This window comes from Shimia gijangensis, assembly GCF_900142085.1.
Taxonomy (GTDB): Bacteria; Pseudomonadota; Alphaproteobacteria; order Rhodobacterales; family Rhodobacteraceae; genus Shimia; species Shimia gijangensis.
On the sequence record NZ_FQZQ01000005.1, the window covers coordinates 152611 to 171400 of the forward strand.

Here is an 18790-nt window from a genome sequence, read left to right on the forward strand (position 1 = left end):
CCATGGACCTGTTGACCCAAGAAGAATACCAAGCCATCGCAGACGATCTGATCCTGCCCACCAGCGCCTTTATTGATGGGTCTTATCGACCTGCAGCCTCCGGCGCCACTTTCACCACGACGAACCCGGCAACGGGCGAGGCGTTGGCCAAAATCGCTGCCTGCGGTGCCGAGGACGTAGACTTTGCCGTCGCCAAAGCGCGCGAGGCCTTTGATGATGGTCGCTGGAGCAAAATGCATCCGTCCGCACGCAAGGATGTGCTGATCCGGTTCTGCAAACTCCTGACCCGCAATGCCCGTGAACTGGCCGTGATGGAAAGCCTGGATTCAGGCAAAACCATTTATGACTGCGAAACCGTGGATGTGCCCGAAACCATCCACTGTCTCAAATGGCACGCCGAGGCGATCGACAAAATATATGATCAGGTCGCACCGGCCTCAGACGATCACATCGCCATGGTGGTCCGTGAACCCATCGGCGTTGTTGGCCTTGTGCTGCCATGGAACTTTCCGCTCCTGATGCTGGCGTGGAAAATTGGCCCAGCGCTCGCGGCAGGCTGTTCGGTGGTCATCAAACCCGCAGCAGAAACCACGCTGACGGCCTTGCGCGTAGCAGAGCTTGCATCCGAGGCGGGCCTGCCTCGCGGTGTTCTGAACATCGTGCCCGGCAGTGGTGCAGATGTGGGCGAACCCATCGGTCGCCATATGGATATCGACATGGTGTCCTTCACCGGCTCCACCGTGACCGGCAAACGGTTCCTCAGCTATTCTGCCGAAAGCAACGCCAAAGAGGTGGTGCTTGAGATGGGCGGCAAGAACCCCTGCATTGTCATGGAAGACGCCGAAAATCTTGATGTCGTGGCCCAACATGTGGTCAACGGCGCCTTTTGGAACATGGGTGAAAACTGCTCGGCCAGTTCGCGGTTGATCGTGCACAAAGATGTCAAAGAAGAGCTGCTTTCCCGGATCGAAGACCACGCGCGGCATTGGAATGTCGGTGCGCCCCTGAACCCTGAAACCCGCATGGGCGCGCTGGTCTCCAAGGCGCATTTCGACAAGGTCTGCAGCTATCTTGAAGGGGCAGAAAACGTGCGTATCGGCGGCAAAGCCCACGATGGTGCCTTTGTCGAGGCCACGGTGATCGAAGTCCCCGATAACAGCCACACATTGGCGCGCGAAGAGATTTTCGGCCCGGTCCTCACCGTCATCCCCGTGGCCGGATTTGACGAAGCCATCCGCATCGCCAATGACACGGAATATGGCCTGTGCGCGTCGATCTTCACCGCCAACGCCAAACGCGCCATTCGCGGCGCACGCAGCCTTCGGGCAGGCACCGTCACGGTCAACAGCTTTGGCGAAGGGGACATTTCCACACCCTTCGGCGGCTTCAAGCAATCCGGCTTTGGCGGACGCGACAACTCGGTCCATGCACACGATCAGTACACCCAGCTGAAAACCATCTGGATCGACCTGTCCGACGACGCCGATGAGGCGGTCGACTAGCGCCATGGCGACACAGGTCACCGCCCGGCGCCTGCCAATCCATCAGGGCCCTGCCGCCTGGAACGTCATTCTGGGCGCGCAGGGTGTACCGGATGTGTTCGAAGGCGAGGCCACGGCCGACTTTGTGATTGTTGGCGCGGGGTTTGCCGGGTTGTCGGCGGCCCGGCGGTTGCTGCAACTGCACCCAACAGCGCGGATCATCGTGCTCGAAGCAGGACGCCTTGCCGAAGGCGCTTCGGGGCGCAATTCGGGTTTTATGATCGACCTGCCGCATGATCTGGCGTCTGATGATTACGCCGGTGCGGGCGATGATCGCACCATGATTGCCCTCAACCGTCAGGCCATCGCCTTTGCGCGCGAGGCTGTGTCGGATTTCGCAATCGATCCGAACTATTTTGACGAAGCTGGCAAGATCAATGGCGCCGCCAGCGCTGCGGGTCACGCCCATAACCTCTCTTATGCCAAACACCTGACATCCCTTGGCGAAGCCTCGGAAATGCTCGATCAGGCACAAATGACCGCGCTCACCGGCAGTGCCCATTACCAGTCTGGCCTGTTCACCCCCGGCACCGTCATGTTGCAACCCGCAGGCTATGTTCGCGGGTTTGGTGCAGGGCTGGCCGCGCATATGCGCATCTGCGAAAACTCGCCCGTTACCGGGTTTGCACGTGTCGGATCAGATTGGCGCGTCACCACCCCCAAAGGCACCGTCACCACACCGCGCATTCTTTTGACAAACAATGGTCATCTCGAAAGTTTTGGCTACGAGAAAGGCCGCCTGATGCAGCTGTTTCTCTACGCCTCCATGACGCCGGAGCTGGAGACAGACACGCTGGCCAAACTCGGTGGCGCGCCGCGCTGGGGCATCACCCCCAGCGACCCCATGGGCACCACCGTGCGCCGCATTAATACAAGCCAAGGCGGCAATCGCATCATCACTCGCACCTGTGCCACCCTGAACCCCAACATGACACCCACCGCATCGGATGTCGCGCGCGCCGCTCGTGTGCAGCAGCGCAAATTCGACCAACGGTTCCCGCAATTGGCAGGCCTGCAGATGGAGCACAAATGGGCCGGTCACCTGTGCCTCAGCCTCAATGGCGTTTCCGTGATGCGCGAGATCGAGAACGGCGTGTTTTCTGGCTGTGTTCAAAACGGCCTTGGCACAGCACGCGGCACCCTGACCGGTATTGGAGCAGCGGAACTCGCCTGTGGTGAGACCTCGGATATCACGGCCTTTTTCACACGCTCAGCCCCACCCCAAAGGCTCCCCCCGCAACCCTTTGCCAAGATCGGCGCCAATGCAGTGCTGCGCTGGAAAGAATGGCGCGCGGGCAACGAATAACCCGCGCAATCCCTCAGAAACTCTGGTTCAACTCATCGCTCGCAGGAATTTCACGCTCGCGGCGCGCGATATACTCCAGCAGCTCTTCGTTCTTGGCCACATCCAGCGTCGGCTCCTGATATTCGCGCAGCAGCTTTTTGGCATGGTTCAGCGCACGTTCGGTGATCTCGATCCCGCCTTCGGCCTGCCATTGTTCGATCGAGTTATTGTCGAACATCTCGGGCATGAAAAACGCCGACTGAAAGTTCTCCTGCGTGTGCGGATGCCCCAGATAATGCCCACCCGGACCCACGTCCGGCACCGCCGCCAGCGCGGCGTCAAAATCATCCCAGTTCGGCCCCTGCGCCATCCGGTAGGCCATCGCGCATTGTTCGGCATCGACAATAAACTTGGCCACCGAACAATGCATCCCGGCCTCATTCCAGCCCGCTGAATGCCAGATGTAATTCGCCCCGGCATGCATCACCGCCGACAGGGTGGTGGCACTCTCGTATCCCGCCTGTGCGTCAAAGGTTTTGGCCCCGCCGAGCGTGTTTGAGGTGCGCCACGGTACGTCATAATACCGCGCCATCTGACCAATCATAAAGTTCATCAAACTGATTTCCGGCGTGCCCGCCATCGGTGCGCCAGACTTCATCGACACGGTCGACAGGTAATGGCCGTAAATCGCCGGAGCCCCTTTGCGAATAACTTGTGTGTAAGCCAATGCCGACAACGCCTCGGCATTCAACTGCGCCACAGAGGCCGCCACGGACGCCGGTGTATTGGCCCCGCCCAACACAAAAGGCGAACACAGAACCGGTTGGTTCCGCCGACAAAACGCCCGCATCGCCCCCAGCATAGTCTCATCCCAGACCAGTGGCGAGTTACCGTTGATATTGCCCGTGGTGACAGGGTTTTGATCGATAAACTCCTCACCAAACAGGATGGCGCACATGTCCAGCACGTCTTCGGCATTCTTGGGGCTGGTGGTCATGCCCATGAACATCTTATCGGAATGCTTCATCGACGAATAGGTGATGCGTAGATGCCGCTGACTGATCGGATGATCGTAAGGTTCCACAATGTGATGCGCCGAACTGTGCAGGCTGGGCATCATGTGACTGAGCTTGTGAAACATCGCCAGATCTTCGAGCAATGGATTGCGCCGCTCATCGTTCAGATCCCGCAAGAAAGGCGCACCCGTCATCGGCACAAACACCGAATGTTTGCCGCCCAGGCGCACATTCTTCTTTGGGTCGCGGGCGTGATAGGTGAAATCCGCCGGAATCGTCGTGATCAGATCGCGCACCAACCCCCGGTCCAGATAGACCGTATCGCCGACAACTTTGGCCCCTGCCCGTTTCCAGTCCGCCAACGCAATATCATCACGAAACACCACACCCACGTTTTCAAGAATATCCATCGACGCGGCATCAATCCGTTCAACCTGGCCCGCATCCATGACCTCGCAGACCGGAATGTTGCGCGTCAGCCCCGGCAACATCTCAAAATTCGGGGCAGACCGAATGGCGCGCCGCGCCGCACGGCCTCCGGCACGAGAGCGGGTGGGTGTAGCAGTCTCAGTCATGGGCAGTCTCCGTGGTTTGTCTGCAACATGGCGCACACATCATCCCCTGTCCTGCCTCGTTCCGAAGCCCGCTTGCAGAATGCGACATGGCCCGACGAGCGTCGAGACCACTCCGGCGGATAGAGCAGACCTGAATTTGCCCATGGCCGCCTATCGCACACCATGCTAAGGGCCGCCTTATGTGGCAGGCTCTTTTCATCATGTTCATCGCGATGTCGATGATCCCGGCAGGCGATACGGCCGGAAAGCTGCTGATGAACGCGCATGACGCCAGCCCGCACTATGTCGCCTGGTCGCGATTTGCGATTGGCGCATTGGTCGCCCTGCCCCTTTTGCGGGCCGACACCATCCGGCTCTTGGCCGATTGGCGCATTTGGCTTCGGGCTATGCTTTTGACCGGGGGAATTCTGTCGATTCAGACCGCCTTGGCCACCATCCCGCTGGCCGACACCTTTGCCGCCTTCTTTATCGGCCCGATTTTCAGCTATGGACTGTCCGTGCTTTTGCTTGGGGAAAAAGTCACGCTATTGCGCAGCCTTCTGATGTTGTTGGGTTTTGCAGGCGTTCTGTTGGTCGTGAGGCCCGGCTTTGACATGGAACCGGGGCTGATTTTCGCCGTGCTGGCGGGCCTGTGTTACGGGGCCTTCCTGACCTCTTCGCGTTGGCTGGCCCCGGTGAGCCGACCGGGCAGCCTGTTGTTCACGCAACTGTTCCTCAGCTTTGTGATGATGACGCCGATTTGCTGGAATTCAGCGCCCCCGATCACCGCGCCCATCCTTGGGCTGACAACCCTCAGCGCGCTGTTTTCCATGGGCGGCAATTTCCTGTTGTTGTTTGCCTACGCGCGCGCCTCTGCGACCTCGCTGGCGCCCTATGTCTACTTCCAACTGATCGCTGCCGTGGCTTTGGGGTGGCTGGTGTTCGAAGACCTGCCAGACGGGTTTACCATCGTTGGCCTGACCCTGATTGTCGGCGCGGGCATCGCCTCGGCCCTGGCCGCCACCAGACCCCGCCCCTAGTCGCGCGCCCAGTCCCCGTGGGCCCGTATCCGGGTTGAGCTGATATCCTGCATCGGCACATTCACAAAACACCACGCTGGCGCATCACATTGCCCCAAAAGCTGACTGGAACGCGGATGCAACCGCGCATGTCGAAACACCTGCGCCGCCTTGGCTGTGCGCGCTTCCACCCGGTCTCCGGGGCGCGCTAACACCCCCATGGGCACGCGCAAGGCAATCTCTTGCCAGTCCTTCCAGCGATGCAACTGCGCCAGATTATCCGCGCCCATCAGCCACACAAACCGCACGCCCGGATGGGTCTGCTGCAAGGCCGCAATGGTTTCTGCGGTGTACCTCGTCCCGGCCCTTGTCTCAAAATCGCTGATCTCAACGCGCGGATGATCCATCAGCGCCCGTGCCGCCGCCATCCGTCGCTCTAATCTGGCGGGCCCGCGATCCTTCAAAGGATTGCCCGGAGACACCAGCCACCACACCCGATCCAACCCGAAGCGTTTCAAGGCTTCGCGCGTGATATGCACATGACCCGCGTGCGGCGGATCAAAAGAGCCGCCGAGCAGGCCAATGGTTTGGCCACGGTATCCACTTTGTGTTCCGGTCATGACGTCCTTTACTGCGCGCATTTCCACGCTACAACAAAGGATATGTCGTATTTTCGAAAACCAAAAGCTGCTTGGCTCATTCCCACCCTGACTTGGATGCTTCTTGGGCTGGCCCAACCTGCCAACGCAGACAAAGAAAGCGATATTCGGTTTATCGTAGAACACACCATTACGGTCGAGCATTTTAACGAGATTTATCAGTCAGACATGCGCACGATTATGTTTGAGGTGGTGCGCAGGCTACGAACGTTCGGGATTGACATCGCAGAACCCGAACCCTTTTTTGATCTCTTGTTCGAAGCCTTTGTTGTTGAATTCATCGCCCTCATGCAGGATGAAATCGCGGCGTATTATCACAAAACCTACACCGCCTCAGAAATGCGCGACCTGGCCCGCTTTTATTCGTCTCCAACGGGCAAGAAAGTGTTCGCCAACACATCCAAATTCCTGCTCGCCAATGCCGCGGCCATCCGGTCAACGCGCGAAACTGCGGCAAAAAAATCCACAGCACGCCTTGCCAAAAACCTAGAAGAACGCGGTATCTCGTTAGAAAGCAGCCAAGGTTTGACCAAAATGATCATCGACGTGTTCGATTAACGCACCGCGAAACACTCAGCCTGCATTGCCCCCCCTGACCCCATCCGCTATCACCCCCTCTAACGCGAGAAACACCCAACCCGGAGTCGTCCCATGGCCGCTTATCAATACGTCTATCACATGCAGGGGGTCTCCAAGACTTATCCCGGTGGCAAGAAATGCTTTGAGAACATTCACCTGTCCTTCCTGCCCGGCGTGAAAATCGGTGTGGTTGGCGTCAACGGTGCCGGTAAATCGACCCTGATGAAGATCATGGCCGGTCTCGACAAGGATTTCACCGGCGAGGCATGGGCCGCCGAGGGCGCCAAGGTTGGCTATCTCCCGCAGGAGCCAAAACTCGACGACAGCCTGTCTGTGCGCGAAAACGTCATGCTGGGTGTGGCCGACAAAAAGGCCATTATGGATCGCTATAACGACCTCGCCATGAACTATTCGGACGAAACCGCCGACGAAATGGCCGAACTGCAGGACAAGATCGACGCCGAGAACCTCTGGGATCTCGACAGCCAGATTGACGTGTCGATGGAAGCCCTGCGCTGCCCCCCCGATGACGCGCGTATCGCCGATCTTTCCGGTGGTGAGGCCCGCCGGGTCGCGCTCTGCAAACTCCTCCTGGAAGCGCCCGACATGCTCTTGCTCGATGAGCCGACCAACCACCTTGATGCGGAAACCATCGCCTGGCTGCAACAGCACCTGATCGACTACAAAGGCACCATCCTGATCGTCACCCACGACCGTTATTTCCTCGATGACATCACCAGCTGGATTCTGGAACTGGATCGCGGCAAGGGCATCCCTTACGAGGGCAATTATTCCGCTTGGCTGGAACAAAAGGCCAAACGTCTGGAACAAGAAGCCCGCGAAGACAAGTCCAAGCAAAAGACGCTGGAACGGGAACTCGAATGGATGCGTCAGGGCGCCAAGGCCCGTCAGGCCAAATCCAAGGCGCGTATTTCGTCTTATAACGAGATGGCCAACCAGTCCGAACGTGAAAAAGTCGGCCGCGCCCAGATCGTTATTCCAAACGGTCCGCGTTTGGGGTCCAAAGTGATCGAGGTCTCGGGCCTGTCAAAACACTATGGCGACAAGCAACTGATTGAGAACCTTGAGTTTTCCCTGCCCCCCGGTGGTATTGTCGGCGTCATCGGCCCCAACGGTGCGGGTAAATCGACCCTGTTCAAAATGCTGACCGGTCAGGAACAGCCTGACGAAGGCTCGGTTGAATACGGCGACACAGTGCAATTGTCCTACGTCGACCAATCCCGCGATGACCTGAAAGACAACGAAACCGTCTGGGAGGCGATTTCCGGCGGTGCTGAAATCATCGAACTCGGTGACGCGCAGGTCAATTCCCGCGCTTATTGCTCATCCTTCAACTTTAAGGGCGGCGATCAGCAAAAACCGCTGAACCTGTTGTCAGGCGGTGAACGCAACCGCGTGCACATGGCGCGTCTGTTGAAAGAAGGCGGCAACGTGCTTTTGCTCGATGAGCCGACCAACGACCTCGACGTCGAAACCCTGCGCGCGCTCGAAGACGCGCTCGTCGATTTCGCCGGCTGCGCCGTGGTCATCTCCCACGACCGCTTTTTCCTCGACCGGATTTGCACCCACATGCTGGCGTTCGAAGGCGACGCCCACGTGGAATGGTTCGAAGGCAACTTTGAGGACTACGAGGAAGACAAGAAACGTCGACTGGGCGCAGATGCCCTTGAACCTAAACGCCTCAAGCACAAGAAATTCACCCGCTAGGGTGCGTTTCTTGGGGTTGCCGCTTGGGGTCAAGGCGTGCGCGAAAGCTTGTTTTCAAAGAAAACACGCGTGCGCACCCCGTTGAGAAGGCTCGGTGGCAGGGATGCCAAAGCGGTTGAAGCATAAGAAGTTTACGCGGTAAGTATATACATTAGGTCAGCAGGCTGAAAATCTGCTGACCTTTTTCGAGTAAGCTCTGGGCGACGGAATAAGTCTTGTCAGCCTTAGAAAGACCTTCTGCGCAACGTCCAAAAAACTCAAAAATACGTCCGAAAGTTTCTTGATTTCCGGACTCCTCCGCGACATCGCGGTTTATCGCAAGCTCCCCCAACAAAGCCGCTAACTCCACTTCCAGTTTGTCGGACCCAAAGAACAGGAAGTGCTTCAAACTAGCTGAAATTTGTAGGAGTCGATATGCAAGAGTCTCTTTCAAGTGGTCAGGCAAACTTGAGTTGCGAACGGCTTCGGCAAGCTCATCTGCCAGACTTGCCAGCTCGATGGTTTCCAAGTCCAGTTCTGGCCGTCTCTTGTGACCACTAATTGCCATATGAATATTTATTAAACCGACGAGGTTGCTATCCTTAAGGAAATTGTTTTTGGCTGTTTGCACGTCCATATGAACATGTGCAAATGAGCGCAGTCCGTTGAACGGACTTAGATAACTATTCAAGTACTTCTTTTCGCCATCATCCAACGGCAAACCTTCAATGTCACGACTAATATCAGCATGGATTTTATAAAAATACTTAACCGCTTCGGGTTCAGCCAATTCCCCTTCAAGTCCAAAGTACTCTGCCGCGCATTTAAGAAATCTGTCTTTTGGCTGACCTCTTTTATTAACGTGAGCCAAAACTTGGTTTAATGCTTGCGCCGAAGTTGTCATGTTCATTCCGAAATTATTCAACCCTCGATGGCAATTACTAACTACTTCACTCGCCTTGGGGAAGCGGATTTCTCCACCTCAGTCAAAATAGGTTTTCATTCAAAAGCCCGCAAAGCGGGCTACGCGTCCGACCCGCCCCATGGGCGGGCGCGTTCCGCACCCACCCCGTGCCGGACGCGCGGCACTTCCTAAAATCCGTAGGGCGGGGTTTCACCCCGCCAAACCTTCCAGCCCACCAAACCCACCACACCCACTACACCTCCAACAAACGGCGGGGTGAAACCCCGCCCTACAGGGCCCGGGCACCCTGTCACATTCCCGTGATCCAAACCTGTCTCCTCTGGTCTTGGCACCCTCGCATTGACATCCTTCACCACACATCCCCTCGGAGGCCCCTCATGCGTTTCATCCTCACTCTCATCGTCACCATCCTCCTCATGGCGGCCCTCATCGCGCTGGACATCGCCAAACCGCTTGGCGCGCATCCGTGGTGGTCGCAAAAAACCCTGATGATCGGCGCGCCCATCGGCCTGATCCTTGGCGCGCTCTCGGCCCGTGTGATCGCCCCCCTGCCCCGCACCGTTTTATTTGCCCTGTTCACCCTCGCCGCGTTTGGCATCACCAAATACGGCCAGACCCAGTTCGCGGCCTCTTATGCCGAGGACACACTGGCGGGGAAACTTTGGTATTTCGGCTGGATTGGCATCGCTGTCATGGCCGCTGCGATGTGCTTCTCACTGGTTCAGCTGACCCTGCGCAAAGCCGCCTGACCCTGCCCTGACAATCGTTAACCCTTTGGTCATATCTCTGACCAAAACCGCTGTTTTCAATTTGTACAAAACGGACATTCGGCCAAAAACTTTTGTACAAACCGGTGACCTTGCCCTTTGCGCGCTCAACACCCCCCTAGACAGCACAGGTTTGGATTTGCCACTCTGCACAGGAACCGCGCGCCCAAAAGGGAGGTTTCCATGACCAGATTTCGCCTGCTGCTGCTTGCCGCTTTGTCTGTCACCTTGCTGGCCTGTTCTTCGGTCACCGTGCCAAACAATGCCCGAACCACCATCATCGCCCTGCGCCACGCGGACCGCGATGGCACCGAGCTGAATGCCAAGGGGCGCGCCCGTTCCGCCGCTCTTCCGGCGGCGCTTGAAGGCTATGACATCGACGCGATCTTTGCCCCGGATATCCAACGAAACCTGGACACAGCCGCGCCTCTGTCCAAGGCCACGGGCCTGCCTGTGACCCAGATCATCACCGACAATGCCGCTGGTCAGATGACCACCGCTTATCCCAATGGCACAGTGGTTTGGGTGGGAAACAAGGATAATCTCAAGGCCTTGTGGAAAGACCTCGGCGCATCCGGAGAGCCACCGTTGAAATACGGTGACCTGTTTGTGGTCGAATTGAAGAGCCTTGGAAGACGCAGTGTGACGCATCTGTCTTTCGGAGAGTGAGCGTAAATACCGGCCAGCAACAATTCTCCCCATGTTTACAATTCGCTCTTTACACTAGCCCCCAGAAAGAGAAAGGTACGTATACCGTCGTACACCACGTATCATCGCCGCAAAGGAGGCGACATGAAACCCACGAATACGGCCGACCCTGAATATTTTCACCGGGTCGTTGACTGCCAATTCGCCTGTCCCGCACACACCCCTGTGCCGGAATACATCCGTCTCATCGCTCAGGAACGCTATACTGACGCCTATATGGTGAACTGGGAAAGCAACGTCTTTCCCGGTGTATTGGGCCGCACCTGTGACCGCCCCTGCGAGCCCGCGTGCCGCCGTGGTCGGGTCGAGGAAGAACCTGTCGCCATCTGTCGCCTGAAGCGCGTCGCCGCTGATTTCAAGGATGACGTCAGCGCCCTGATGCCCAAGGCGGGCCCAAAGAACGGTAAGAAGATCGCCCTGATCGGTGGAGGCCCTGCCTCGCTCACCGTTGCGCGCGACCTTGCCCCGTTGGGCTATGAGATGCATTTGTTTGACGCCCAAGCCAAGGGCGGCGGCTTTATGCGGTCGGAAATTCCGTCGTTCCGCCTGCCGGATTCGGTGCTCGACGAAGAGGTCGGCTATGTTCTGGATATGGGCATCACGGCCCACTTCAACACTTACATCGACAGTCTGCAAAGCATCATCGACAAAAAATATGACGCGATATTTGTCGGCTCCGGAGCCCCGCGTGGTCGCGATCTGCCCAACGTAAAGGGCCGCAACGCAGGCGAAAAGAATATTCACGTCGGCCTTGACTGGCTATCCAACGTGGCCTTCGAGCACACCAAGAAAATTGGCAAGAAAGTCATCGTTCTGGGTGGTGGCAATACCGCTATGGACTGCTGTCGCACCTCGCGCCGGATGGGCGGTGAAGACGTCAAAGTGATCGTGCGTTCGCCCTTTGCGGACATGAAAGCCAGCCCTTGGGAAAAAGAAGACGCCATTCACGAAGGCATCCCAATTATCGACAACCATGTCCCCAAAGAGTTTGTCGTCGAAAAAGGCAAACTGGTTGGCATGACCTTTGACAGGGTCGAAGCGGTCTATGATGCAGATGGCAACCGCGAACTGATTTCAACCGGAGAAGAGCCCGCGTTCTACCCCTGTGACGACGTTCTGGTCGCCATCGGTCAGGAAAACGCCTTCCCGTGGATCGAAAAGTCCACTGGCGTTCGCTTCACCAGCTGGGGCACCCCGATCATCAATGATGATGAGACGTTCCAGTCCACACGCAAGAACGTGTTCTTTGGCGGCGACTCGGCTTTTGGCCCCGCTAACATCATCACCGCCGTGGCGCATGGTCATAAGGCCGCCGTATCGATTGATATGTTCTGCCGTGGCGAAAACCCCGAGGTTGATCGCCCCGATCCGCGGTTCACTTTGGTCAGCCAAAAAATGGGTATCCACGAGTGGAGCTATGACAGCATTCCGATCGATGACAAACGCGAAGCCGTTCCATTGGTCGATCTGGAAAAAGCGCTAAAAAGCAAAACACTCGAGGTTGAACTGGGTTTTGATGTAGAAACCGCTTTTGTTCAGGCCGAACGTTGTCTCAATTGCGACGCGCAGACCGTGTTCACGGAAAGCACCTGTATTGAGTGTGACGCCTGCACGGACATCTGTCCAACCAGCTGCATCAGCTTTGTGGAAAACGGCTCCGAGGAAGATCTGCGTGCCCGACTTCTGGTACCTGCCACCAACGAGGAACAGGACTTGTATGTCTCGGGTAATCTTCCCACCGGAAAAGTGATGGTCAAAGACGAAGACGTCTGCCTGCACTGCGGACTTTGTGCAGAGCGCTGCCCAACAGCCGCATGGGATATGCAGAAATTCTTCTACACGATGGCCAAAGCCACACCAGACCTGCTGGAGGCCGCAGAATGAAACAGATCAAAGGCACCAACGACTTTGTCGTCAAATTCGCCAATGTGAACGGCACTGGGTCGGCGTCGGCCAACCATTTGTTTGCCAAGGCGATTTTCCGCATGGGTATTCCGGTCTCCCCCCGCAATATCTTTCCTTCAAACATTCAGGGCCTGCCAACGTGGTACGAAGTCCGTGTCAGCTCCAAAGGCTATCTTGGGCGTCGCGGGGGGGTGGATCTCATGGTATGCGTTAACCCGCAAAGCATGGAGCAAGACATCGCCAGCGTGGAACCGGGTGGGTACTTTGTCTACGACAACACCAAACCGCTTGCGCCGCATCTAAAACGCGATGACATCCATTTCTTTGGTATTCCCTTTACCGAAATGTGTATGCGCGAATACTCGGTGCCCCGTCTTCAGCAGCTGTTGAAAAACGTGGTTTATGTGGGCGCGCTCGCCGCCCTTCTGGATATCGACTTTGGTGTTCTCAAAGGTCTTTTGAACGACCAGTTCAAAGGCAAAGAAAAGCTGATCTCATCCAATGTGCATGCGCTGGAAATGGGTTACCAATACGCAACTGAAAACTTTCAGTGCCCGCTGCCGATCAAGTTGAAAAAGGGCGGCAATGTTGCGCCGCATATTCTTGAGACGCCGCATATCCTGATGAACGGTAACACGGCCGCTGCATTGGGTGCGATCTATGGTGGGGCAACGGTGGCTGCTTGGTATCCGATCACGCCATCGACGTCGGTCATCGATTCATTTGCCACATATGCCAAACGCCTGCGTATTGATGCCGGTAGCGGCAAGAAAAACTACGCCGTTGTGCAGGCCGAGGACGAACTGGCCGCGATGGGCATGGTTGTCGGGGCCGGTTGGAATGGCGCGCGTGCCTTTACAGCCACATCCGGGCCAGGTGTCTCGCTGATGAGTGAATTTCTGGGTCTGGCCTATTTCGCCGAAGTGCCCGTGGTGTTGATCAACGTACAACGCTCGGGCCCGTCAACCGGGATGCCAACGCGCAGCCAGCAGTCTGATGTTCTGGCGGCAGCCTATGCCAGCCATGGCGACACAAAACAGGTGTTGTTGTTCCCGGCCACACCGCAAGAGTGCTTTGAGATGACGGTCAATGCCTTTGACCTTTCCGAGCGTTTGCAAACGCCGATTATCATGATGTCGGACCTTGATCTGGGCATGAATGACTGGATGTCGCCACCGCTTGAATGGGACGACAACTATGAAATGGACCGGGGCAAGGTTCTGGATGCCCAAGGTCTGGACGACGCCAAGAAATGGGGCCGTTATCTGGATGTGGATGGGGATGGCATTTGTTATCGCACTCTGCCCGGCGCCCATCCGACCAAGGGCGCCTATTTCACCCGCGGATCATCCAAAAACGAAATGGCCGTGTATTCCGAAAGCGGAGACGACTACGTAAGAAACGTGGATCGGCTTTTGCGCAAATTTGAAACGGCCAAAGATCTGGTCCCTCAGCCGAAAACCCACCCGCCGATTGAGGTCAAGAAGCCCAAGACCAAGCTAAAACTTGGGGCTCTGTTCTTTGGCACTTCGGCCTCGCCAAGTTATGAAGCGGTCGAAATGCTGGCACCCGAAGGCTATCCCATCGACACGATGCGCATCCGCGCCTTCCCGTTTCACAACGATCTGGATCAATTCATTCACGACCACGACCTGGTGTTTGTCATCGAGCAGAACCGCGATGGCCAGATGCGTCAGCTGATTATGAACGAGTGTCAGATTGCGCCGACCAAGCTGACGTCGATCCTGAACTATTCGGGCACGCCCATCACCGCGCGTGATATTGCCAATCAGATACGTACCAGCCTGAACACCAAAAGCGCCAAGATCGTGCCCCTGCATGCGGAGACCGCCTGATGTCATATATCAAACCCAAATTCCGCCACCCCCGTCTGCCCACCAACAATCTGGGCTACACGATTGCGGATTATGACGGCGCGATTTCAACGCTTTGCGCAGGCTGCGGACATGACAGCATTTCGGCCTCGATCCGCAACGCCTGTTTCAAATCATCTCTGCATCCGCATCGCATTGCCAAGATTTCCGGCATTGGCTGTTCGTCAAAAATGCCGACCTATTTCCTAAGCCGCTCGCACGGCTTTAACTCGGTGCATGGGCGGATGCCATCGGTGGCCACCGGCGCAAGCCTTGCCAATCGTGATCTGACTTATGTTGGGGTTTCCGGTGACGGCGACACGGCCTCTATCGGGATGGGGCAATTCATCCACCTGATGCGCCGCAACGTAAACATGACCTACATTGTCGCCAACAATGGCTGCTACGGCCTTACCAAAGGGCAGGACAGCGCCACCGCTGACCTTGGATCGATCAGCAAATACGGCGATGTAAACGGCTTTGACGGCATTGATCTGGCCAGCCTTGCGATCCTTCAGGGTGCCAGTTTTGTGGCCCGCAGCTTTTCCGGCGACAAAGAACAGCTTGAACCCCTGATCCGTGCTGCGATGGCGCACAATGGCTTTGCTTTTATCGATGTTGTCAGCCCTTGCGTGACTTTCAACAATCATAATGGTTCAACCAAAAGCTATGCCGAAACCCGTGATCATCTGGATGCCATGCCGGTTGATTTCGTACCCATGCGCGATGAAATCCGCACGCAATACGCCGAGGGCACCAGCCAAAGTGTAACCCTGCATGACGGCTCGGTCATTCATCTGAGAAAGGCTGTTTCCGGCCTTGCAACCAACGACCGTCAGTCCGCGCTGAATACGATCAAGTCTAACGAAGACAAGGCCCGGATTCTCACCGGGCTGTTGTTCCTTGATCCCGACACGCAGAACCTCAGCACCTCGCTTGAGCTGGCCACGCGCCCCTTGAATGAACTGGGCAAAGACGAGCTATGCCCGGGCAGCAAAGTGTTGAAAAGCATCAACGAAGGTCTGCGCTAACGCACGCAAGCCTTTAGTCGTCCGCCGGCAAAACGCGCGGGCGACCATCATCGTCGATAGCGACATAGGTAAACACAGCTTCGGTTACTTTTTCCGACTGACCGGTTTTGTGACGCACGGCCCAGGCTTCGATCCTAATGCCCATTGACGTGCGCCCTTCGCGCTCGACCCAGGCCCAAACACCCAGAATATCGCCGATACCGACGGGACGAATGAATTGCATTGCGTCCACGGCAACCGTGGTAACACGGCCCTTGGCCCGCTGTGCCGCCTTGATGCCGCTGGCAATATCCATCTGGGCCAGTACCCAGCCGCCAAAGATATCTCCGTTGACGTTGACATCAGATGGCATGGCAACTGTTCGCAAGGTTGCTTCGCCCGTGGGTTGGATTTCTTCACGCATGGATTGCCCTTTCTGCTCGCCAGACACCCTACCCCTCTGGCGCGTCATAGGAAAGTTGGTAAAAACATGCGTATGGATCAAACCAATTCACCTGAGTTCGATATTATTGTGATCGGCGCCGGGCCTGCGGGCAGTGCTGCAGCCAGTAGGGCGGCGCGCCATGGGGCCACTGTCGCGTTGGTCGACAAAGCGAGCTTTCCGCGCACGAAGCTTTGTGGTGGGTTGTTCACAGAACGCAGCCATCAGACCTATTGCAAGGTCTTTGATCGGCAGTTTGATTTTTCACACGCTGTCACTCGACGCGAAATTGAATTTTGGCACGACAACAAATGCCTGTCATCCCTGCCTGATGTGCCGCCAATGCACCTGACCATGCGGATCGATCTCGACAAGAGGCTTTTTACGCACGCAATTGAAGACGGAGCCCATGATTTTTCGGGCAAATCCATCGCATCACTCGACGGTACTGACGTGACATTTCGTGACGGTTGCACAATCCGGGGACGTGTTTTGATCGGTGCGGACGGCGTCAACTCCATAACCGCGCGGGCCCTTTTCGGAGCGCCTTTTGATAAGTCTACCATTGGCTTTGGACTAGAAGTCGAAGTGGCACCGGATGAACAAATCCCCACGGAACAACCCTTACGCGTCGATTTTGGCGCTGCCAATTGGGGCTACGGGTGGTCCTTTCCCAAACAGGGTTCAACCACGGTCGGAGTCGGAGGGCTTTTGAACTCCAACCCGGATATGAAGGGACAGTTTTCGACCTACCTTAAGGCTCAAGGCCTTGATCACGACCCCAGGCGCTTTAAAGGGCATTACCTGCCTTTCGGAGATTTTCGCGTCGTACCGGGACGGGGCGCGGTTTTGCTGGCAGGGGATGCGGCGGGGCTGGTTGATCCGATCACCGGCGAAGGTATCGCCTTGGCTATGGAAAGCGGGCATTTGGCGGCTCGGGCTGCTTTGGACGCGATCAACGCAAGCGCTCCGGAAACCGCATTGGACCGCTATCAGGTCGCTTTGAAAGACATGCATCGCTCTTTGCGTATTGCACGCGGGATACGACGCATCGTTTTTGCGCCGGGCTGGCAACAAACCTTTGTTGGCGCCTTTCGCCGTTCCGGCACCTTGCGAACGCAATATCTGCAACTTCTTGCCGGTCAGGTAGAATATCCGGAACTGGCCCGCAATATGCTACGGCGTTTGCCTCGGCTTGTGGTGAACCGGCTAGGCGGTCACAGATTCTGACGGACCCAACTGACGATTGAAGCAGACGGCATCGCCCCGGACTGGCGCGCCTTTTCCTTGCCACCTGCGAAAGCCGCCATCGTAGGAATACCCCGAATGCCATATTTTGCGCCCGCCTGCGGGTGGTCCTCGGTGTTCAACTTGACCAAGCGCGCCTGGCCGCCCAAGTCGTTGGCCGCCTGCGTGAACTGCGGCGCCATTTGACGACAGGGCCCGCACCAGGGCGCCCAGAAATCTACCACCAGCGGCACATCGTCATTGCGCGCAGCCTTTTGCAACGTAGCCAGATCAACCTCGACCACTTTGCCCGACAGCAACCGGCTGCCGCAGGTGCCGCATTTTGCTCCTGCCCCCAGCTTGTCCACTGGCACACGGTTTACCTGACCACAGTCGAGGCACGTCAGCTTCTTGCCGCTCATCGGTTATTTCCTTAACATCGCTCTTTTTGCATATTTAGGGCACACCTCTGGCATTTTGAACCCTGCACCAAAAAAAAGGGGCCAGAGGTTTCCCTCTGACCCTCCTCCACTCCCCGTGGAAGAAACGCTTAGTTCAGCGCCTTATCTGTGATCGCATGGGTCCATGCGCCCTCAGGTTTCTTGGTGATGACAGGATCAGAACCGCCCGACATCAGGCTGTCTACGGTGCGGTCAAAGTCTGCCGGGTCCAGCGCGCCGTTTGAACCGGCGGTCAGCTTGGCCACTTCAGACATCATACGCTTTTGGTGCTCTTCGGTTTGAGCACCCGACGCGTCATTGTCCAGAACGATCATGGCGGCATCATCTGGGTTCGATTCAGCCCATTTCCAGCCCTTCATCGACGCCCGCACAAAGCGCACCATCTTGTCCTGGAACGCGGCATCCTTGAGGTTTTCTTCCATGACATACATGCCATCCTCAAGTGTCGCGACGCCTTGGTCTTCGTATTTGAACACCATCAACTCTTCTGGTGTCAGACCGGCATCAATGATCTGCCAATATTCATTATAGGTCATGGTGGACACACAAGCCGCCTGACCTTGCAGGATGGGATCAACGTTAAAGCCTTGCTTCAGAACGGTGACGCCACCATCTGAGCCATCTGTTGCCAGACCCAGTTTGCTCATCCAGCTGAGGAACGGATATTCGTTACCAAAGAACCAAACGCCCAGTGTTTTGCCTGCGAAGTCATCAGGTGAAGACACGCCTGCATCCTTGCGACAGGTCAGCATCATGCCCGACGATTTGAAAGGTTGCGCAATGTTAACCAGCGCCAGACCTTTTTCGCGGGACGCCAGAGCAGACGGCATCCAGTCCAGAACCACATCAGCACCGCCACCCGCGATCACTTGCGCCGGAGCGATATCAGGACCGCCCGGTTTGATCGTTACATTCAGGCCTTCGTCGGCATAAAAGCCTTTGTCCAGCGCCACGTAATAGCCCGCAAACTGGGCTTGCGTGACCCATTTCAACTGCAGCGTCACATCATCGGCCGCATTCGCGATTGAGGCCGCCAGCCCCAAAGCCGCTGCGCCTAATGTTTTGATGATCATTTTCATTTTTTACACTCTCCTTGTTGAACTTGATTTTT

General features: G+C 56.7%; 17 protein-coding genes. 11 read left to right on the top strand and 6 right to left on the bottom strand.

Annotation, left to right across the window (positions count from 1 at the left end):
- The first annotated feature begins 2 nt into the window (after window positions 1-2).
- Window positions 3-1502, top strand: coding sequence for an aldehyde dehydrogenase (locus tag BUC32_RS06370; RefSeq protein WP_073250784.1), 1500 nt, complete (start codon window positions 3-5; stop codon window positions 1500-1502).
- On the top strand, window positions 1486-2847 hold the full coding sequence (locus BUC32_RS06375) for an NAD(P)/FAD-dependent oxidoreductase (RefSeq protein WP_245815140.1): 1362 nt from the start codon (window positions 1486-1488) through the stop codon (window positions 2845-2847). The genes BUC32_RS06370 and BUC32_RS06375 overlap by 17 nt, the downstream gene beginning before the upstream one ends.
- A gap of 13 nt (window positions 2848-2860) precedes the next feature.
- Here BUC32_RS06375 and BUC32_RS06380 read toward each other — a convergent pair whose 3' ends face one another.
- Entirely contained in the window at window positions 2861-4417 is a 1557-nt protein-coding gene (locus tag BUC32_RS06380; RefSeq protein WP_073250786.1) for a trimethylamine methyltransferase family protein, read from the bottom strand.
- A gap of 179 nt (window positions 4418-4596) precedes the next feature.
- Between BUC32_RS06380 and BUC32_RS06385 the strand changes: the two genes are divergently transcribed.
- The gene (locus tag BUC32_RS06385; protein ID WP_073250788.1) at window positions 4597-5436 is read left to right on the top strand and encodes a DMT family transporter; all 840 of its coding nucleotides are present in this window, start codon (window positions 4597-4599) and stop codon (window positions 5434-5436) included.
- Here BUC32_RS06385 and BUC32_RS06390 read toward each other — a convergent pair.
- On the bottom strand, window positions 5433-6056 hold the full coding sequence (locus BUC32_RS06390) for a nicotinate-nucleotide adenylyltransferase (RefSeq protein WP_245815141.1): 624 nt from the start codon (window positions 6054-6056) through the stop codon (window positions 5433-5435). The two genes, BUC32_RS06385 and BUC32_RS06390, sit on opposite strands and share 4 nt — an antisense overlap.
- Before the next feature lie 21 nt (window positions 6057-6077).
- Here BUC32_RS06390 and BUC32_RS06395 point away from each other — a divergent pair, with 21 nt between their 5' ends.
- Both BUC32_RS06395 and ettA read left to right on the top strand, forming a co-directional pair.
- Window positions 6078-6632 (top strand): DUF2059 domain-containing protein, encoded by a 555-nt coding sequence (locus BUC32_RS06395; protein ID WP_073250790.1) that lies wholly within the window; start codon window positions 6078-6080, stop codon window positions 6630-6632.
- Window positions 6633-6725: 93 nt separating this feature from the next.
- Complete coding sequence (gene ettA, locus BUC32_RS06400; protein WP_073250792.1) at window positions 6726-8381, top strand: energy-dependent translational throttle protein EttA; 1656 nt, start codon at window positions 6726-6728, stop codon at window positions 8379-8381.
- A gap of 151 nt (window positions 8382-8532) precedes the next feature.
- Here ettA and BUC32_RS06405 read toward each other — a convergent pair whose 3' ends face one another.
- Window positions 8533-9264: a hypothetical protein gene (locus tag BUC32_RS06405; protein ID WP_139280656.1), complete on the bottom strand. Its 732-nt coding sequence runs from the start codon at window positions 9262-9264 to the stop codon at window positions 8533-8535.
- Window positions 9265-9662: 398 nt separating this feature from the next.
- Here BUC32_RS06405 and BUC32_RS06410 point away from each other — a divergent pair, with 398 nt between their 5' ends.
- The 5 genes from BUC32_RS06410 to BUC32_RS06430 all read left to right on the top strand — a co-directional run bounded on the left by BUC32_RS06410 (window position 9663) and on the right by BUC32_RS06430 (window position 15570).
- Window positions 9663-10034: a hypothetical protein gene (locus BUC32_RS06410; RefSeq protein ID WP_073250796.1), complete on the top strand. Its 372-nt coding sequence runs from the start codon at window positions 9663-9665 to the stop codon at window positions 10032-10034.
- 201 nt (window positions 10035-10235) lie between these two features.
- Window positions 10236-10721, top strand: a complete 486-nt coding sequence (locus BUC32_RS06415; RefSeq protein WP_073250798.1) for a histidine phosphatase family protein — start codon at window positions 10236-10238, stop codon at window positions 10719-10721.
- Between the two features lie 123 nt (window positions 10722-10844).
- Window positions 10845-12644 (top strand): FAD-dependent oxidoreductase, encoded by a 1800-nt coding sequence (locus BUC32_RS06420; protein WP_073250800.1) that lies wholly within the window; start codon window positions 10845-10847, stop codon window positions 12642-12644.
- Window positions 12641-14521: a 2-oxoacid:acceptor oxidoreductase subunit alpha gene (locus BUC32_RS06425; protein WP_073250801.1), complete on the top strand. Its 1881-nt coding sequence runs from the start codon at window positions 12641-12643 to the stop codon at window positions 14519-14521. The genes BUC32_RS06420 and BUC32_RS06425 overlap by 4 nt, the downstream gene beginning before the upstream one ends.
- Window positions 14521-15570, top strand: coding sequence for a 2-oxoacid:ferredoxin oxidoreductase subunit beta (locus BUC32_RS06430; RefSeq protein ID WP_073250803.1), 1050 nt, complete (start codon window positions 14521-14523; stop codon window positions 15568-15570). Before BUC32_RS06425 ends, BUC32_RS06430 begins: the two co-directional genes overlap by 1 nt.
- Before the next feature lie 13 nt (window positions 15571-15583).
- Here BUC32_RS06430 and BUC32_RS06435 read toward each other — a convergent pair whose 3' ends face one another.
- Window positions 15584-15973: an acyl-CoA thioesterase gene (locus tag BUC32_RS06435; protein ID WP_073250913.1), complete on the bottom strand. Its 390-nt coding sequence runs from the start codon at window positions 15971-15973 to the stop codon at window positions 15584-15586.
- Window positions 15974-16039: 66 nt separating this feature from the next.
- Between BUC32_RS06435 and BUC32_RS06440 the strand changes: the two genes are divergently transcribed.
- Window positions 16040-17221 (top strand): NAD(P)/FAD-dependent oxidoreductase, encoded by a 1182-nt coding sequence (locus tag BUC32_RS06440; RefSeq protein ID WP_245815142.1) that lies wholly within the window; start codon window positions 16040-16042, stop codon window positions 17219-17221.
- On the opposite strand, the gene trxC is transcribed toward BUC32_RS06440, so the two are convergent.
- Complete coding sequence (gene trxC / locus BUC32_RS06445) at window positions 17209-17640, bottom strand: thioredoxin TrxC (RefSeq protein ID WP_073250807.1); 432 nt, start codon at window positions 17638-17640, stop codon at window positions 17209-17211. The two genes, BUC32_RS06440 and trxC, sit on opposite strands and share 13 nt — an antisense overlap.
- 128 nt (window positions 17641-17768) lie before the next feature.
- Window positions 17769-18752, bottom strand: a complete 984-nt coding sequence (locus BUC32_RS06450) for an ABC transporter substrate-binding protein (protein WP_407695244.1) — start codon at window positions 18750-18752, stop codon at window positions 17769-17771.
- Between the last annotated feature and the right edge of the window lie 38 nt (window positions 18753-18790).

Coding starts and splice junctions, on each gene's coding strand:
- BUC32_RS06425 (WP_073250801.1), top strand. CDS start 12,641: ATGAAACAGATCAAAGGCACCAACGACTTTGTCGTCAAATTCGCCAAT.
- ettA (WP_073250792.1), top strand. CDS start 6,726: ATGGCCGCTTATCAATACGTCTATCACATGCAGGGGGTCTCCAAGACT.
- BUC32_RS06410 (WP_073250796.1), top strand. CDS start 9,663: ATGCGTTTCATCCTCACTCTCATCGTCACCATCCTCCTCATGGCGGCC.
- trxC (WP_073250807.1), bottom strand. CDS start 17,640: ATGAGCGGCAAGAAGCTGACGTGCCTCGACTGTGGTCAGGTAAACCGT.
- BUC32_RS06390 (WP_245815141.1), bottom strand. CDS start 6,056: ATGCGCGCAGTAAAGGACGTCATGACCGGAACACAAAGTGGATACCGT.
- BUC32_RS06395 (WP_073250790.1), top strand. CDS start 6,078: ATGTCGTATTTTCGAAAACCAAAAGCTGCTTGGCTCATTCCCACCCTG.
- BUC32_RS06375 (WP_245815140.1), top strand. CDS start 1,486: ATGAGGCGGTCGACTAGCGCCATGGCGACACAGGTCACCGCCCGGCGC.
- BUC32_RS06415 (WP_073250798.1), top strand. CDS start 10,236: ATGACCAGATTTCGCCTGCTGCTGCTTGCCGCTTTGTCTGTCACCTTG.
- BUC32_RS06430 (WP_073250803.1), top strand. CDS start 14,521: ATGTCATATATCAAACCCAAATTCCGCCACCCCCGTCTGCCCACCAAC.
- BUC32_RS06435 (WP_073250913.1), bottom strand. CDS start 15,973: ATGCGTGAAGAAATCCAACCCACGGGCGAAGCAACCTTGCGAACAGTT.
- BUC32_RS06380 (WP_073250786.1), bottom strand. CDS start 4,417: ATGACTGAGACTGCTACACCCACCCGCTCTCGTGCCGGAGGCCGTGCG.
- BUC32_RS06370 (WP_073250784.1), top strand. CDS start 3: ATGGACCTGTTGACCCAAGAAGAATACCAAGCCATCGCAGACGATCTG.
- BUC32_RS06450 (WP_407695244.1), bottom strand. CDS start 18,752: ATGATCATCAAAACATTAGGCGCAGCGGCTTTGGGGCTGGCGGCCTCA.
- BUC32_RS06440 (WP_245815142.1), top strand. CDS start 16,040: ATGCGTATGGATCAAACCAATTCACCTGAGTTCGATATTATTGTGATC.
- BUC32_RS06385 (WP_073250788.1), top strand. CDS start 4,597: ATGTGGCAGGCTCTTTTCATCATGTTCATCGCGATGTCGATGATCCCG.
- BUC32_RS06420 (WP_073250800.1), top strand. CDS start 10,845: ATGAAACCCACGAATACGGCCGACCCTGAATATTTTCACCGGGTCGTT.
- BUC32_RS06405 (WP_139280656.1), bottom strand. CDS start 9,264: ATGACAACTTCGGCGCAAGCATTAAACCAAGTTTTGGCTCACGTTAAT.